A 14,590-nucleotide genomic window follows, 5' to 3' on the forward strand; every position below is an offset into this window, starting at 1 on the left:
GATGAACAGAAACCGCCCGCATCTTCTAGTTGTATGCTACGGTAACCTACTCCCCAAATGCGTCCCCGTCCACGATAGTAAGTTCGAAACTCCTTTTGCTCCGGAAAGGGAGCTCTTTGACATGGATAGAGGGGTAGTGGCTGCGAAAAGGCGATTTCCTTTCCGAGGTCAAGCGATCGAGGAACGTGCTGCCCGCGATGACGAGTTCCGCGAATTGTGTGCCGATTTCGCGGACGCGGAGGTGGAACTGTACCGTTGGGAGCAATCGACGGAGCCAAAGCGCAATGAGCGTTATGCCGAGTATCTGCAACTCGTAGACGATCTTGCAGGCGAGATCGGCGCGGCGCTCGATCGTGCTGCCATCATCCCGTTTCACAGACGTGGGCCCCGAACCTGACAGCCTCGCGCTCAGTTGGCGTTCTTGCCCGCCGGCGATGGCACCCCGACCCGAATGAGGCGGGAAAAATCCTGCGACAAGCCGGCGGCATTTGCCCGCTCGTCGATATGAGCGCGGGCGCGCAAATCTGCGAGCGAATAGCTTTTCTCGAGCGCCCCGTGGTCGTATGCATATTCAGGCAAATAGCCATTGACGATCAGCCGCCAGTCGAAAGGGACGACGTCGCCGACGGCACGCATCATCTTGACGACCGTCGTCGTACAGTTCGTCGTGATCGAATTATAGAATTCCGGTGACGTCGACAGGGCGTTGGCATCGGCAACGTATTCGAGAAGCAGCGCTCTTGCGGCCTCTGGTCCCGCCCTCAGGCGATAAATCTGCACATCCTCGCCGCGAAAGTTCGACCTGACGCCAATGACGTCACGCTCGTCGGCCGCGATGATGACGAGAGGATCACTCTTGAATAGATCAGCTATCGGCGAGAACGCGCCGCCCACACGCCGCTTTACCTCAATCGACCATGCAACATACTGATCTTGCTCGAAACCAAAGCTCATGACGACATGCGCAATATTGGGATTGCCCCAATAGGACATGAAAAGATCAGCGGTTTGGAGTTTGCTGAGGTCGTAGCTGCGGGTAGACCAGCGTTCGACGAAATCCGTCTTGCCGCGCCATTCGAATTCGCGAACATTTGTCAGCGTCAGCACGTTGCCATCCACCGTGCCGGTTACCTGCCGGGACACTTCAGGTGCCCAATCTGCCTGGGCCGGCGGTCGGATCGTGCTCCACCAGAGCAGCAAGGCCACGAATGCGATCAGAAAGGCGGCAAGGCCGCGAAACATCCTGCGCGTGAACAGGGCAATGATAGCCACGATGCCGAGAATGACGAAGACGCACCCCGCAAGCGCGCGTAGATATTCCGGCCCCGGCAGGCGGTACCAAAGCGCGAGCGCCGCCCATGCTGTCGCCAGCACAATGACCAGCGACAGGATGGTTGCGATCAGAATGCGCGCTACAAGCCGCAACAAGCCCCCTTCGCTGGCACTATTTCACCATGCCAAGGTTGATCAGCTGGACCCGGCGGTTTGACGCTGCCTTCGGATTGGCGGCATCGACCGGCATTTCCTGGCCCACGCCCACAGCATAAAGTCGATCGGGCGAAACGGCAAAAGTTGTGGTCAATGCCTCCCGGATCGCGTCTGCCCGTTCCTGGCTGAGCTTTAGGTTATGCCTGGCATCACCTGTCGAACTTGTGTGCCCGACGACGAGGAACTTGTAGAACATGAGGTTCGGATGATGCAGCGCATCGGCGATAAGTCCTACCGTCCGGTAGGACTGCGGCTCTATCGCGACAGAATCGTTCTCGAAGTCGATCTCGACAAGCAATTGCGCGAGATGAGTGAGTTGGCTCCAGTTCGGCTGGTTCGCCACCCCCTTGCCGACATTGGCGTTCGCTTCTTCCATGAGCAATGCGATATCGATCGCCGGTGCCTCGGACGATACCTGGCTCAAGCTGGTAACGAGCTGGCGGTCGGTAAGCTGCTGCGCCGCGACAGGACCGGCAGCGAGCAAGAGGCCAAGCGCCAGGCCGGCGCGCAGTCGATGAACAAGCATTCTTTGTCTCCCTAAGCCGCGCATGGTTCAACGCCATCCCGCATCGGTAATCGCCTGGTTGCACTTTCCGTTGTCGATCCGCTTCGTCTTCAAGAGACAGGCAAGAATATTGCCTTCGCCCTTCACGCCCTTGCAGAACTCGGCAGCGTCATGTTCGCAGAGCTTGAAAAAACCAGTCTGCGCGGCTTGCCGCTGACTGATCGAGGCCGTGACCGAAGTCAGCGTGGTGGTGCAGGTTGGAGAAACCTTCGCCTCGTTTTTCTGCAGGCAGTCCTGAATGCGGTTGTTGCCAAGGTTGAGACCGCTGCAAAGTTTCTTGATATCCTTGCCGCAGTCCTTGGCAAGCGCACTGACCGCATCAGCGTAGCTGATCGTATCCGCCGAGCTGGTCCCGGCCATGAAAAGCGTCACGATTGCCACCGCTCCGCTCATGAGGCGTAGTTTCTTCATCACAAATTACCCCTCCTCCCGATTGACGTTTCTGGTAGTGCCGGCCCCTCCCCAAGTAGCTTTCGTGCAGGGCCGATGGCGTGAAATTGAAGCATGCTCACTGCGCCAATGTGGCGTCATCGGCCGAAAACTACTGAACTTACCGGCAGTCGGGGAGTAATTTACTGTAGGATACGCTCACACGGAGAATTGGGGATGGAGCGAGGCGCTCGGAGCAACCGACAGGTCGTTGCATTCAGTTTTTTCCGTTTTGTTCTGTCAAACGCGGGCCCGGCACACTATCTTGCACTCGAAACCGCAGCATGAGTTGGAGGCCGGAATGAGCGCCGAGAAACAATTGACTGATCAGGACGCTTTTGAAGTGGCGAATGGAATCGTCGAAACGCAAAAGGCCAAACTTTCCCCGAAATTTGTTGAGCAGATAGGCGATTCCGACTTGCGCGTAGGCGAATCCTGGTTTGCCTGGGGGATCTACGGAGCACTGACGACCGATGCCGAACGGCGCCGCCGGCTTCTGGCGGAGTATTTGAAGCGCAAGGACCAAAGCGAACGCGACCCAAACGAACTTGCGCGCGAAATCGAGGCACTTTCCATTGGCGAAAATCGGCTGTTCCATGCGGTCGCAGGGGCTGGGCGCCAAGCCTACCTAGAAGGCGGCGACGCGCATCTCGACAAGATCGCTTCCATCTTCCTCAATATGATCAGGAATCATTGAACGCAATAGCTTGCTAGTTGTGCTGAAATCGGGACGAGGCAGTATCATTCCTGCGAGGTGTCACTCTTGCATCACTCAGGCTATCGTATGATCGACTTCTGATCGCCACACTGCCCCCAAGAAACCGGCGATCAGCTTTAGGAGGAGCAAGAGACGATAAGGTTCCCCCTTGTAAACGTTTCCCTCCTCCTCTTTTTAGGTGCGTCGTAACGTAAATAGAGGCCGCGCCGGGGGGCCGCCGGAATGAAATCCTTGAAATGGCTATCAAGCAGGGCCATTGACAGGCCTGTTGCGGTGCAGCAAGGTTGGTGAGTCGAGAGGCCAACGCTCGATGTGAGGTTCGGTGAGTCACATTGAGCGAAATGCCGGACCTCACCTTTTACATTATCGTGAGTTGACGGGAAGCTGCAGCGGGCGCACGCTTTCGGGGTTGCGCTTCTAGCGATCTGCAACATCGGGGCTCGGGTCGACCCTTCCTTTCTCCTCGAGCCGAGCCTCACCTTACTTGTCCGCGCTTTCTTCTTATTTTCCGGCGCAATCGATCTCGTCGATTGTCGCGCTAGCGCCGGATGATCTCGTGGAACTCGTCATGCTGGCCGGGAAGGTCCTCGGCGACGACCAGGCCAAGGCCCTCGGCGTCAAAGATGGCAAACCATTCGTCCCATTCAACGAGCCGCGGACGGCCAAAATCCGCTGGGCGGTCAGCGCCCTGATCGTCGTCGTCCTCATAGGCGTGCTGGCCAAAGGCAAGCGCGAGGACTGGAACGTCGCTACCGATCAAATCGGCGGAATCGCGGATGGTGGGCACACCGGAACGACCTGCGGCCCAATCCTTTATTTCCTGGTGATCCGTGAGCAATCTGGTTTCGACCATGGGAACCCGTCCTTTCCATTGTGCTTGTGCCGAGGCGTAAGCCCCTGCCCCATTGATGCATGCCTTGGCCGCATGCATCAAGTCCGCAAGGTCAAGCCCGTCTTGCTGCGAACTCTGACAGGATGGTCCGCTGGCCCTTGAGAATTTTCTGCGCGGCCACGGGCAACGGGAACCACCCCGCGCGATCGACCTCGGGAAATGCTTGCATCGAGCCTGATTTAGGCGGCCACTCCATTTCGAACGTATTGCTGACAATGGTTTCGGCATTCACCGCCGCATCGGCTTCGACCGACCAGGCAACTATTATCTTGCCGCTCGGCTGCTTGAATTCGCCGAGCGGCGCGAAGGTGCCGTTTATATCGACGCCAATCTCTTCCCTGGTCTCGCGTCGCGCCGCGGCCAGCTCATCCTCGTTGTCGTCGATAAGGCCTTTCGGTATCGACCACGCGCCATCATCCTTGCGAGCCCAATAGGGCCCGCCGGGATGGACGAGCAGCACTTCGAGAGTTCCCTCGCCGTAGCGATAGATCAGAAGGCCGGCGCTGCGCTGTACCATTCAGGCCGACGCAGCACGGACCGGAAGCTTCCAGCCGGGCCGGATGAAGTGACAGGTATATCCGTTCGGGATGCGCTCGAGATAATCCTGATGCTCGGGCTCGGCTTCCCAGAAATCGCTGGCCGGGGCCACTTCGGTGACAACTTTGCCAGGCCACAATCCCGAAGCGTCAACGTCTGCGATCGTATCGAGCGCAACGCGCTTCTGGTCCTCGTTCGTATAGAAAATCGCCGAACGATAGCTCATGCCAACATCATTCCCCTGGCGGTTGCGGGTGCTCGGATCGTGAATCTGGAAAAAGAATTCAAGAATCTGCCGATAACTGATGCGGGCCGGATCAAAGACGATTTCGATTGCCTCCGCATGGGTTCCATGGTTGCGGTAGGTCGCGTTCGGAACGTCGCCGCCGCTATAGCCGACGCGTGTCGAAATCACCCCGTCATAGCGGCGAAACAAATCCTGCATGCCCCAGAAGCATCCGCCAGCGAGAATTGCGCGTTCTTGGCTCATGAATTTACCTCCAGTTTTTTGGGATGGACTGCTGTATCGCTGGTCCACATGCCCTGAATATAGGGATGCGCGTCTCCAGCCGCCAGAAGCGGGCCGCCAAGTGCAATGACACCGGCTGCCGGTGAAGGTTCACGCGAAGTTACATCGTAAATGCAAGGCGAACCTAGCACTCCTGCGACGATCAGGCACTTTATAACGAATTTCATTCCGGCTTTTCCTCTCAAAGGTGGAGCGATATCGTACGATCATAGACGAAGATATCGCCCCTCAAGGCGGGGGCGATATCGTTCCGATCGTCAGCTACGGGCTGCCTTGACCTCGGGCATGACGGGCTGATTGGCTGCCTGCTCGCCCTTGGCTTCAGCTAAGAGATCCTGGATTACCTTTTCCGACGTGTCGTATTCGCCTTCGCCGAAATGGTGGTAGCGGATCTGACCCTTGGCATCGATGAAGTAGTGAGCCGGCCAATAGCTGTTCTCGAAAGCCTGCCAGATTTTGTAGTTGTTATCGACCGCAACCGGATATTTGATCCCAAAGTCGGCGATCGCCTTCTTCACGTTGTCGATCTTCTTTTCAAAGGCATATTCCGGGGCGTGCACGCCAATGACGACAAGACCCTGATCCTTATATTTCTCGGACCATTCCACGACATAGGGCACCGTATGAATGCAGTTGATGCACGAATAAGTCCAGAAATCGACCAGCACGACCTTGCCGCGCAATTGCTCCGGGGTCAGCGGCGCTGAATTCAGCCATTCGACAGCGCCACCCAGTGAGGGAAACTTGCCTTCGACCGGCAAATCACTGTGAAAGGCCGGTTGGGTGTTGGCGGCCAGCATAACGCCACGGTCTGCCGCTGATTGCGGTGAAGTACGCGGCTTGAGCGCATCGAGAAGCGCCTGCTCGGCCTTGCCCGTGGCCGGCCCCGAGAGCCGAGCCAGATAGCCCGTATCTGCGCCGAGCGCGATGGCGGCGACGCCGGCAAGAACGGCGATGCCGAGGCCACGACGCAGCCATTCGCCGGCGCCTATCCAGCGCTTCATCACAGCGAAGACCTGACCGCCAACGAGCATTGCCAGTGCAAGCGATGTCGCTGCGCCTGCCGCATAGGCGAGAAGAAGCAGCGTCGTTTGAATGCTGGCGCCCTGAAGCGCGGCTCCCGTCAGGACCAGGCCGAGAATCGGTCCGGCACAGGGCGCCCAGAGCATGCCCGTTGCAACGCCAAGGATGAGCGCTCCTCCGAATGTCGGAACGGACCCGGGTCCGCCGGTTGCGTTCAGCAATCTGTTGGCAAAAGTCACAATGGGAGTGGTCGCGATGGCGGCGAGCCGCGGAGAAACAAGGGTCAGGCCAAACGCGGCCAACAGCACAAGTGCCGCGTAGCGCCCATACTCATTGGCTTCCACGGCCCAACTGCCCCCAACAGCGGCGAGCGAAGCGACAAGGGCAAACGTCATTGCCATGCCGACCAGCATCGGCAAGGTACTCTTGATGAAGGGTTGCCCCGCGCGCGCGAAGACAAAGGGAAGTACGGGCAGGATGCAGGGGCTGAGGATCGTCAGCGCGCCCGCGAGGTAGGCAACAAACAGAAGCGTCATCATCATCTCCTTCGAAGCGATGTGTGTGCGACGACTGAAGATCAGTCACGGACCGCATAAAGCGGCAGCGACGTATCCTGGATGTGTCCTATAGGGCTCGAATTGTATCGGATTGTACGAATGCGCGGGATGATATCACGCTTCAGCGAATGGTGACTTCCGCTGAAAGGCCGCCACCGGCACGATTGCGCAATTGCAGCGATGCACCAATGGCAAGCGCAAGTTGGTGGGCGATGGCCAGTCCCAGCCCGGTGCCCCCGGTGCCGCGGTTGCGTGACTGCTCAAGCCGGAAGAACGGCTGCAACACCGCCTCCAAATGGTTTTCCGGAATGCCGGGGCCACGATCCATGATCTTGACGGTCACTTGACCGTTGTTGTCACTTTCAAGATATACCTCGGCGCTGCCGCCAAATTTCAGCGCATTGTCGATGAGGTTGGTGAAGATCCGCCGCAATGCATGGGGCCGAGTCTCGACCGGGGCAAGGATTTTTCCTTCAATCGTTACGGCCTTACCTGTGTCCTGGTAGTCGTAGACGAGGCTTTCCATAAATGAGGTAATGTCGATGCGGGAGGACTTCTCCGCATCGCCGTGGGCGCTGCGGGCATAAGCCACGCCTTCATGGACAAGCCGCTCGATCTCGGTCAGATCCTGGATCAGCTTGTCTTTCTCGGCGGAATCCTCACCGACCTCAGCACGAAGCTTCATTCGGGTAATCGGGGTCTGCAGGTCGTGGGAGATCGCAGCTAGGATTTGCACGCGTTCCTCGAGATAGTGCGCGATCCGGTCGCGCATGGCATTGAAGGCAGTTGCGGCATAGGCAACTTCACTCGGACCTGACTCGCTGAGCCTTGGAGCCTTTTTGTTAGGGTCGAGCGTATCGGCTGCATGGGCGAGATCGACAAGTGGGCGGATTGCCTGGCGCACCGCATACCAGGTGCAAAGAACGAGCAGGAGCAGTTGAGCAACGAGCACGTACGGCAACCAATCTGCGAGCGGCATCGCCGCCGGTTGTACATCGATCGTCAATGGCGCGCCGTCGCTCAATGTCAGATGGGCCTGCAGGCGCATCGCATCGCCCGGGATGGATTCTACATGGATGGGAAAGCGCTGACCACCGGCAGCTTCTATCTTTGCCGCGATCTCGGCCCCCCGCTTGCTCATGTCCGGGACGCCGGGCAGGCCGGTTCCGAGTTCGAAGCGATAGGTTCCACGATCAAGGCGGTCGAGCCAGTTCGCGCGCTCATTGGCGGGCAGCCGATCGAGAATGGCAATTGAGGTCGCGACATCGCTTTCGAGCGTGTTCAGCATGACGTTCCGCGTTGCCATATAGCGTTCGAGAAACAAGGCACTGAAGGACAGCGCATGAGCAAGGATCAAGCCCGCGAGAAGGATCAGGAACAGGCGCGCGCCGAGCGTGCGGGGCCATCGCCAAGGATGCGGGCTCCCCGCAGTGCTCATTGTCGCAGCTCGGCAATTTCAACTGGCATCGAGAAAACGTAGCCCTCGCTCCGTACGGTCTTGATATAGGCAGGTTCACGCGCATCGTCGCAAAGTCGCTGCCTCAGCCTGCTGACAAGCAGGTCGATCGAACGATCGAAGAGCTCCGCATCGCGGCCTTGCGTCAAATTGAGCAGTTGGTCGCGATTAAGCACGCGCTGCGGGTGATCGACAAAAACGCGAAGCAGTCGGTACTCGGCGCCGCTGAGTGTGACCGTGGTTCCGGTCTTGTCAACCAGATACCGGCCTACCGTGTCGAGTTCCCAATCGCCGAACCGCACGCGTTGGCCGGCCTCCGTGATCTGGAGGTTGGGCGGAAGCATACGGGTTCGCCGCAGCACGGCCTTGATCCGTGCCAGCAATTCACGTGCCGCAAATGGCTTCACCAGATAGTCGTCGGCACCCATTTCAAGCCCGATGATGCGATCGGTCTCATCGTTTCGCGCTGTCAGCATGAGGATCGGCGTCGCCTTGTGCTTACCCGCCCTCAACTCGCGGCACAGCACCAGCCCGTCGTCGCCAGGCATCATGATATCGAGAACGATGAGATCGACAGCATTCGTTTCAAGGAAAGCGCGCATGTGCCGGCCGTCTGCCGCGACGCCGACGCGCAAGCCGTTCCTGGCAAGGTAGGCCGCGACCAGTTCGCGGATCTCACGGTCATCATCGACGATCAAGACGTGGTCAATGTGGTCCATCACACCTGCTCGTTTGTGTTGCCCTGCCTGCTTGAGCCTCAGAAGCCATCGACATCGATGACTGCCTGGGCAAAAGCCTGAGGCGCTTCCTGCGGCAGATTATGGCCTATGCCGCCTGTGATCGTTCGATGCTCGTACTTGCCGGAAAATTTCTGGCGATAGGATGCCGGTTCGGGATGCGGCGCGCCATTCGCGTCTCCTTCCATTGTGATCGTCGGCACGCTGATTAGCGGGCCCGCGGCAAGCTTCTTTTCCAAAGCGTCGTACTGCGGTTCGCCCTGCGCAAGGCCAAGCCTCCAGCGGTAATTGTGGATAACGATGTCGACATGATCCGGATTGTTGAACGCTTCGGCGGATCGATCGAAGGTAGCATCGTCAAAGTTCCACTTTGGCGATGCAAGCTGCCAGATGAGCTTTGCGAAGTCATGCCGGTTGCTGTCGTAGCCCTGGCGGCCGCGATCAGTGGCAAAATAGAACTGGTACCACCAGGCAAGCTCTGCCTTCGGCGGCAAGGGCTTCTTGTTGGCTTCCTGACTGCCGATCAGGTAGCCGCTCACCGAAACCATGGCCTTGCAGCGCTCGGGCCATAGCGCTGCCACTATGTTCGCCGTCCGCGCTCCCCAGTCATAACCTGCGATGATCGCGGTCCGAATTTTCAATGCATCCATCAGCGCGACAATGTCCGTGGCAATGACCGCCTGCTGGCCGTTGCGGATCGTCTCGCTCGCGAGAAACCGGGTCGTGCCGTAGCCGCGAAGATAAGGCATGACGACGCGGTAACCCGCTCCGGCAAGAAGTGGCGCGACGTCGACAAAGCTGTAGACATCATACGGCCAGCCGTGCAGCAGTATCGCCACCGGGCCATCCGCCGGGCCGGCTTCCGCATAGCCGACGCTGAGCTGCCCGGCGTTCACCTGCTTAAGGGGTGCGAAGCTCGTATGCGTCCCCGGCTTGACTGCAGGCGCTACCTTGCCGGCCTGCGCGTTCGCTGCGCCTATCAGTGGAAATTCCACAGCGACTGCCGTCACCGCGGCAATACTGAGGAAATTGCGACGGTTGACCTCTTCCGACATTGTTACTTCTCCGATTCGGTAAATGCGACCACTGCAATGCATGGCGAACGTATACCCCGTGTGTCCGTCAAAGGGCAATTTGCATGCGCGTGTAAGTAGCAGCGTACCGGATACATACTGTTACAATCGGGCTTTGAACAAGCTACTGGATCAGAAGTAATCCGCGCTTCTTGTCGCCATCGAATGTGTCCATTGCCAAGAATAGGCGTTCGCGTTCAACGAGCCACGGCCGGTAGTTTTCGTTCACATCAAGGACGAGGACCATATCGGCCCCCTCGAGATAGCCCCCAATCGGTGAGAAGTGCCCTGCGCCAGCGCCGAAGATTTTCTCTCTGGTAAAGTTGACGATGTAGCGACGGTCCGGATCATTCGAATGTCGCAAGTGCTCGCGGAACTCTTCGCTCGATATGTCGCGAATGACCGTGACTTTCCGATCGGTATGCTGCTTTGCTACACCGGCCAATTCGTCAAGCGTAAGACCCATGATGCACAGGCCGGTCCAACATTTGCCGGTGCCTTCGAGGACGGCCGCCTCGGTGGTCTCGTCCTCCCCGAGGGAGCGAAACACGTTGGCGACACTGGCGGGACCGCATTTTGAGGGGTTGGACTGGTAGCTGACCGTCAATCCAAATGTCTTGGCCGCCGGAAGCTTCCAAGCTTGTGCAAGCATGTCGGGTGACCGGGTGACGGCATTCGCTATGGCGTCGGCGGGAACCTTGGTCTGACCGACAACGACAATGACCGCCCCCAAGAAAAGGGCACTGAAGGCGACCAAGGCTAGAAGAACACGCCTCATGTTTTCCGACCACCGATGACGCCGGCATCCTACATCAACGATTGCACCACTACTACCGACCCGTTGAGCGTCAGTTCTGCTCGATGTCTCCGGCACCGGGCAGACGCGCAACCGAGACTGCGGCGTCGGGCGCGACAGTGACCGTCGCAGTCATGCCGGCCACGAGCTGCGTTTTTTGCGGGATCTGGTCCAACGCGATCCGCACCGGTATGCGCTGCGCCAGCCGCACCCAGCTGAACGTTGGATTGATATTGGCAAGAAGACCCGAACCTGCAGTTCGCTCACGATCCTCAATGCCTGCGGCGATGCTGTCGACGTGGCCGGTAATGGCTTCTGATTGGCCCATCAGCTTGACCTTCACGAAGTCCCCGACACGGATACGGGCCAGCTTGGTTTCTTCGAAATAGCCTTCGACCCGAATTGAATCGGTATCCACCAGCGCCATCTGGGAACTACCTGTGGTCACATAGTTGCCCGGCCGGAGCGACAGGTTGGTGATGGTACCGTTGACCGGCGCCTTTATCTGCGACCGCTCGCGGTTGAGGCGGGCGAGTTCAAGACTGGCGGTAGCTTGCAGATAGCTCGCTTGGGCAGTCGCCTCGGCGGATTGCGCCGCCTCCTTTTGTTGCTCGGAAATGACACCACCGAGCTGTTCACGGCGCTTGCGGTCGCGGCTTGCCTGCTCCAGCGTTGCTTTTGCGCCTTCGACCGCCGCTTCGGCCTGTGTCACGGCGATTTCAAAGCGCCGCTCATCGACCTTGAACAGTATGTCGCCCTTCCGGACGACATCATTGTCCTTGACGAGAACCTCACTGACGAGACCGGAGACGTCCGGCGCTACGGCCACGACATCCGCGCGCACCCTCGCGTCGCGAGTCCACGGATCGTTCATATAGTGGTTCCAGAGTTCGCGACCCACGAACAATGCACACACGACCAATGCCAGGGTGACAACTACCCTGCCAGCTGTTTGAAGATTTTTCATCATGATACTAACCATTGCGTAAGTGAGACTGTCGCGCCGAGAAGCACGACGTAGAGCGCGACGTCGAATAGTCCACGATGCCAGACCCAGGCATAGATGCCGACCCAGGCAAGTGCGCGGCGGACTATCGCCGAGAGGAGGAGCGTCAGAAACATCATGCCGAGGAGCCCGGGCATGTAGACGCCGTAAATATCGAAATCACCAAGCATTGGTTCTACTCCGCAGCCATCAGCATTTGCGGTGATGACGTTTTGACGATGTCGCCGCCCATAGGTTTCGGGGACGGCGCGTAGGGGAAAAGGGCACGGCGCAGGCCGACAAGCGCATCGAGTATGCTGCGGCCCTGCATTGTCTGCTGCAGACCTGGCAGGCTCAGTGCCTGATCGATGCGCTCCTGCAGGCGAGCATCGGGCGCGACCGCTTCGCGGCGTACGACACGCTGGCGAAACAGGTCGGCAATACCGGAAAGCACTGCATTCACGCTCGACTGGCCGTCGCCATCGAGATGCCGGCGCGCACGCTGGATAGCGACGATGTTGAAACCGAGACGTACTTCGGCAAAGCCATCGATCTCGGAGAGATACCGATCCTCCAGCGCAGCCAGCCGGGGAACAAGCTGGCCCATGCGATCGAGCATTCTTCCGGCAAGTTTTTCATGATCGCTTCGCCGCAAACCAGCCGCGGTTTCGGCGAGATCCGACCAGCCGGCCCGCACCAAGCGGCGCGCAGCTATCTCGGCGCCAAATGGCCTTGCGACCTGCGTCCAGACCAGCGCGAAGGCGATACCCGCCATGGCCGCGATCGCCTCGTTGGCGAACGAGGCGAAGTCGACAGTCAAACGATTCTGCATGGCAACGAACGAGGCGGTGTTTACCGTGAGCAGCATGGCAAGCATGTTGAATTGCGGACGTGGAATAAGAAGTCCAATGAGAAGGAACGACGGCGCGAAGACGAGGACGAGCATTTCGTAGCCACTGATCGCCGGCAGGATCGCAAACTGGTAGACGAATGCTGCGATGAGGCTGACGCCGCACCACAGGAACATCTTGAAAATGAATGGTGCAGGTTGATCCATTGCCGCAAAGAACGAGCAGGCTACGGCGGTCATCATGACGAAGCCTGCGCCGCTCTGCCATCCCGTTTCGATCCATATTAAGCTTGCAACGAGCGTAGCGACGACGACCGATCCGGATGAAAACAGCATCATGGCATAATCGTAATAGCGGGTGCGGCCGACGACTTGCCGATGCCGAAATGTTGGCCGCCACCGGCCCGAATACTGCCCGCGGGCGATCTGTTCGCGCAACGCAAGGCAATCGTGCCAGAGGTTGATAATTTCCAAAAGCCGCGCGAGCGCGCTCGACAGGATCAGGTGGTCCCAATTCTCTGATCGATCAGCCGATTTAAGCTCCTCGATCGTCCTGGCAAATCGTTGCGGAGCGTCCGCGGACGCTGCATCGGGTGATTGCAGCCAATCGGCCACTTCATGGAGCAACGAACCGAGCTTGGCCGGCAGGGGCCGGTCGCCCGACTTCAGGGCATGAAGCCTGTCCGCCAGTGACGAGAACAACGGCAACAGCATCATGAGCCTACCGCGCAATTCTCTCGCATGGCGGGCGACGTCGCGGGTGCCGGCGTCAAAGGACAATTGGCTAATGATGAGATCAAGGCCGGCAATATCTGCAGCGAGCTTCTGGCGCCTTGCCGGCGTTGCCGGTATTGCCCCCTCGCCGCGCAGAATTTCGTTGGCCCAGTCGGCTGCATCATCCAGCCAATCAGTGATGCGGCCACCGAGAACGGTCCCGACGCTGCTTGGAAAGATCAGGAGGCCAACGAGAGTGGCGCAGGTAATGCCGATGATGATTTCTTCGGTGCGTGCGACTGCCGTATCGAAAATCAGTTCGGGCGTTCCAACGGTTGGCAGGGCGATCAAAGGAAGCGAATAGCCTGCAAGCATGAAGACGTAACTGCGCGGCGTGCGGTCGAGCATGGATATATAGAGGAGGCAGCCGGTCCATAATGCGACGACGAGGGCGAGAAGCTCGGGCGCGTTTACAAAGAGCGGCACGAAAAACACGGCGGCGCTGGCGCCGATGATTGTACCGAGCGCGCGATAGAGACCCTTTGAGCTTGTTGCCCCGGCCAATGGATTTGCAACCACATAGACAGCCGCCATCGCCCAGTACGGACGCGGCAGGTCGAACCACAGGGCGATATAGAGCGCCATCATCGATGCGAGAAAGGCCTTGGCTGAAAACACCCAATCCCGCCAGGACGGAAACATCACGGCGTCAACTCGACCTCGCGCCTCAAAGGTTCAGCGGCAGGAGAGTTGCTTGCAGCGTCGAACGCCGCCAGAACCCGCAGTGCCGCATTGAGATCTTCCTTGCTCACGTTGGCAAGAATCTGGGCGCGCAAGCCGACGAGGATATCCTCGAGTCTGGAGGCGTATTGCTTGCCCTTGGGCGTCAGCCACAGGGTCTTCGCGCGCCGGTCGCTCTTGTCTTCCTTGCGGATGACGAGGTCGGCCGCTTCCAGCTGGTCAATCAACCGGACCAGCGACGGGCCCTCGATCCCGATATAGGAAGCAAGAGTGATCTGACGCACCCCTCCGCCAAGCCGTCCGATCCACAATAGCGGCGCAGCACAGGCTTCGGAGATGTTCGACGACATCAACGCTTGATCGGTAATGCGCCGCCACTGCCGTCCCGTTTGGAGAAGACTGGTGGTAAAGGCGCGGCGGAGCTGATCTATTTCTTGCATAGGAAATTAATAGCATCCTAATCATTTTCTTGCAATCGATTTTTTCGCGGCTCGGCCGGT

17 protein-coding genes and 1 pseudogene are annotated in these 14,590 nt (G+C 58.7%); 2 read left to right on the forward strand and 16 right to left on the reverse strand.

Annotation, left to right across the window (positions count from 1 at the left end; translation table 11 throughout):
• Positions 1–121: 121 nt before the first annotated feature.
• Entirely contained in the window at positions 122–397 is a 276-nt protein-coding gene (locus GF108_RS18410) for a hypothetical protein (RefSeq protein WP_153669755.1), read from the forward strand.
• An 11-nt stretch (positions 398–408) separates the two neighbouring features.
• Here the strand turns inward: GF108_RS18410 and GF108_RS18415 are convergent, their stop codons facing one another.
• From GF108_RS18415 to GF108_RS18425, 3 genes are read right to left on the reverse strand one after another with little or no spacing between them, the layout of a single operon-like run.
• Positions 409–1,428, reverse strand: coding sequence for a DUF4105 domain-containing protein (locus GF108_RS18415; RefSeq protein WP_153669757.1), 1,020 nt, complete (start codon positions 1,426–1,428; stop codon positions 409–411).
• A 16-nt stretch (positions 1,429–1,444) separates the two neighbouring features.
• Positions 1,445–2,014, reverse strand: coding sequence for an OmpA family protein (locus tag GF108_RS18420; protein ID WP_027232108.1), 570 nt, complete (start codon positions 2,012–2,014; stop codon positions 1,445–1,447).
• A 27-nt stretch (positions 2,015–2,041) separates the two neighbouring features.
• Complete coding sequence (locus GF108_RS18425) at positions 2,042–2,446, reverse strand: hypothetical protein (RefSeq protein ID WP_246664052.1); 405 nt, start codon at positions 2,444–2,446, stop codon at positions 2,042–2,044.
• Positions 2,447–2,693: 247 nt separating this feature from the next.
• On the opposite strand from GF108_RS18425, the gene GF108_RS18430 reads away from it, so the two are divergent.
• Positions 2,694–3,179: a hypothetical protein gene (locus tag GF108_RS18430; RefSeq protein WP_153669760.1), complete on the forward strand. Its 486-nt coding sequence runs from the start codon at positions 2,694–2,696 to the stop codon at positions 3,177–3,179.
• Positions 3,180–3,738: 559 nt separating this feature from the next.
• Here GF108_RS18430 and GF108_RS18435 read toward each other — a convergent pair.
• The 13 genes and pseudogenes from GF108_RS18435 to GF108_RS18495 form a co-directional block, all read right to left on the reverse strand.
• A complete protein-coding gene (locus tag GF108_RS18435; protein WP_091923220.1) occupies positions 3,739–4,053 on the reverse strand; it encodes a hypothetical protein in 315 nt (104 codons plus the stop codon).
• 91 nt (positions 4,054–4,144) lie between these two features.
• Positions 4,145–4,609 (reverse strand): NUDIX domain-containing protein, encoded by a 465-nt coding sequence (locus GF108_RS18440; RefSeq protein ID WP_153669762.1) that lies wholly within the window; start codon positions 4,607–4,609, stop codon positions 4,145–4,147.
• Positions 4,610–5,119, reverse strand: a complete 510-nt coding sequence (gene msrA / locus GF108_RS18445; RefSeq protein WP_153669764.1) for a peptide-methionine (S)-S-oxide reductase MsrA — start codon at positions 5,117–5,119, stop codon at positions 4,610–4,612.
• On the reverse strand, positions 5,116–5,325 hold the full coding sequence (locus GF108_RS18450) for a hypothetical protein (protein ID WP_036814633.1): 210 nt from the start codon (positions 5,323–5,325) through the stop codon (positions 5,116–5,118). Before GF108_RS18450 ends, msrA begins: the two co-directional genes overlap by 4 nt.
• A 93-nt stretch (positions 5,326–5,418) precedes the next feature.
• Positions 5,419–6,717, reverse strand: a pseudogene (locus tag GF108_RS18455) (cytochrome c biogenesis protein DipZ); the annotation flags it as partial.
• A gap of 142 nt (positions 6,718–6,859) precedes the next feature.
• The gene (locus GF108_RS18460) at positions 6,860–8,176 is read right to left on the reverse strand and encodes an ATP-binding protein (RefSeq protein ID WP_153669768.1); all 1,317 of its coding nucleotides are present in this window, start codon (positions 8,174–8,176) and stop codon (positions 6,860–6,862) included.
• Positions 8,173–8,913 (reverse strand): response regulator, encoded by a 741-nt coding sequence (locus GF108_RS18465; protein WP_153669770.1) that lies wholly within the window; start codon positions 8,911–8,913, stop codon positions 8,173–8,175. The genes GF108_RS18460 and GF108_RS18465 overlap by 4 nt, the downstream gene beginning before the upstream one ends.
• A gap of 38 nt (positions 8,914–8,951) precedes the next feature.
• Positions 8,952–9,986, reverse strand: coding sequence for an alpha/beta fold hydrolase (locus tag GF108_RS18470; protein WP_153669772.1), 1,035 nt, complete (start codon positions 9,984–9,986; stop codon positions 8,952–8,954).
• 142 nt (positions 9,987–10,128) lie between these two features.
• A complete protein-coding gene (locus tag GF108_RS18475; protein ID WP_153669774.1) occupies positions 10,129–10,782 on the reverse strand; it encodes a phytochelatin synthase family protein in 654 nt (217 codons plus the stop codon).
• A 70-nt stretch (positions 10,783–10,852) separates the two neighbouring features.
• Positions 10,853–11,767 carry an HlyD family secretion protein gene (locus GF108_RS18480; RefSeq protein ID WP_153670267.1) on the reverse strand — a complete coding sequence of 305 codons (915 nt, stop codon included), beginning with the start codon at positions 11,765–11,767 and terminating at the stop codon, positions 10,853–10,855.
• On the reverse strand, positions 11,767–11,976 hold the full coding sequence (locus GF108_RS18485; protein WP_153669776.1) for a DUF1656 domain-containing protein: 210 nt from the start codon (positions 11,974–11,976) through the stop codon (positions 11,767–11,769). Before GF108_RS18485 ends, GF108_RS18480 begins: the two co-directional genes overlap by 1 nt.
• 5 nt (positions 11,977–11,981) lie before the next feature.
• Positions 11,982–14,054 (reverse strand): FUSC family protein, encoded by a 2,073-nt coding sequence (locus GF108_RS18490; protein WP_370462225.1) that lies wholly within the window; start codon positions 14,052–14,054, stop codon positions 11,982–11,984.
• Positions 14,051–14,530 (reverse strand): MarR family winged helix-turn-helix transcriptional regulator, encoded by a 480-nt coding sequence (locus GF108_RS18495; RefSeq protein ID WP_153669777.1) that lies wholly within the window; start codon positions 14,528–14,530, stop codon positions 14,051–14,053. The genes GF108_RS18490 and GF108_RS18495 overlap by 4 nt, the downstream gene beginning before the upstream one ends.
• Positions 14,531–14,590 lie beyond the last annotated feature (60 nt).

The organism is Phyllobacterium sp. SYP-B3895 (assembly GCF_009647635.1).
GTDB classification, from domain to species: Bacteria; Pseudomonadota; Alphaproteobacteria; order Rhizobiales; family Rhizobiaceae; genus Phyllobacterium; species Phyllobacterium pellucidum.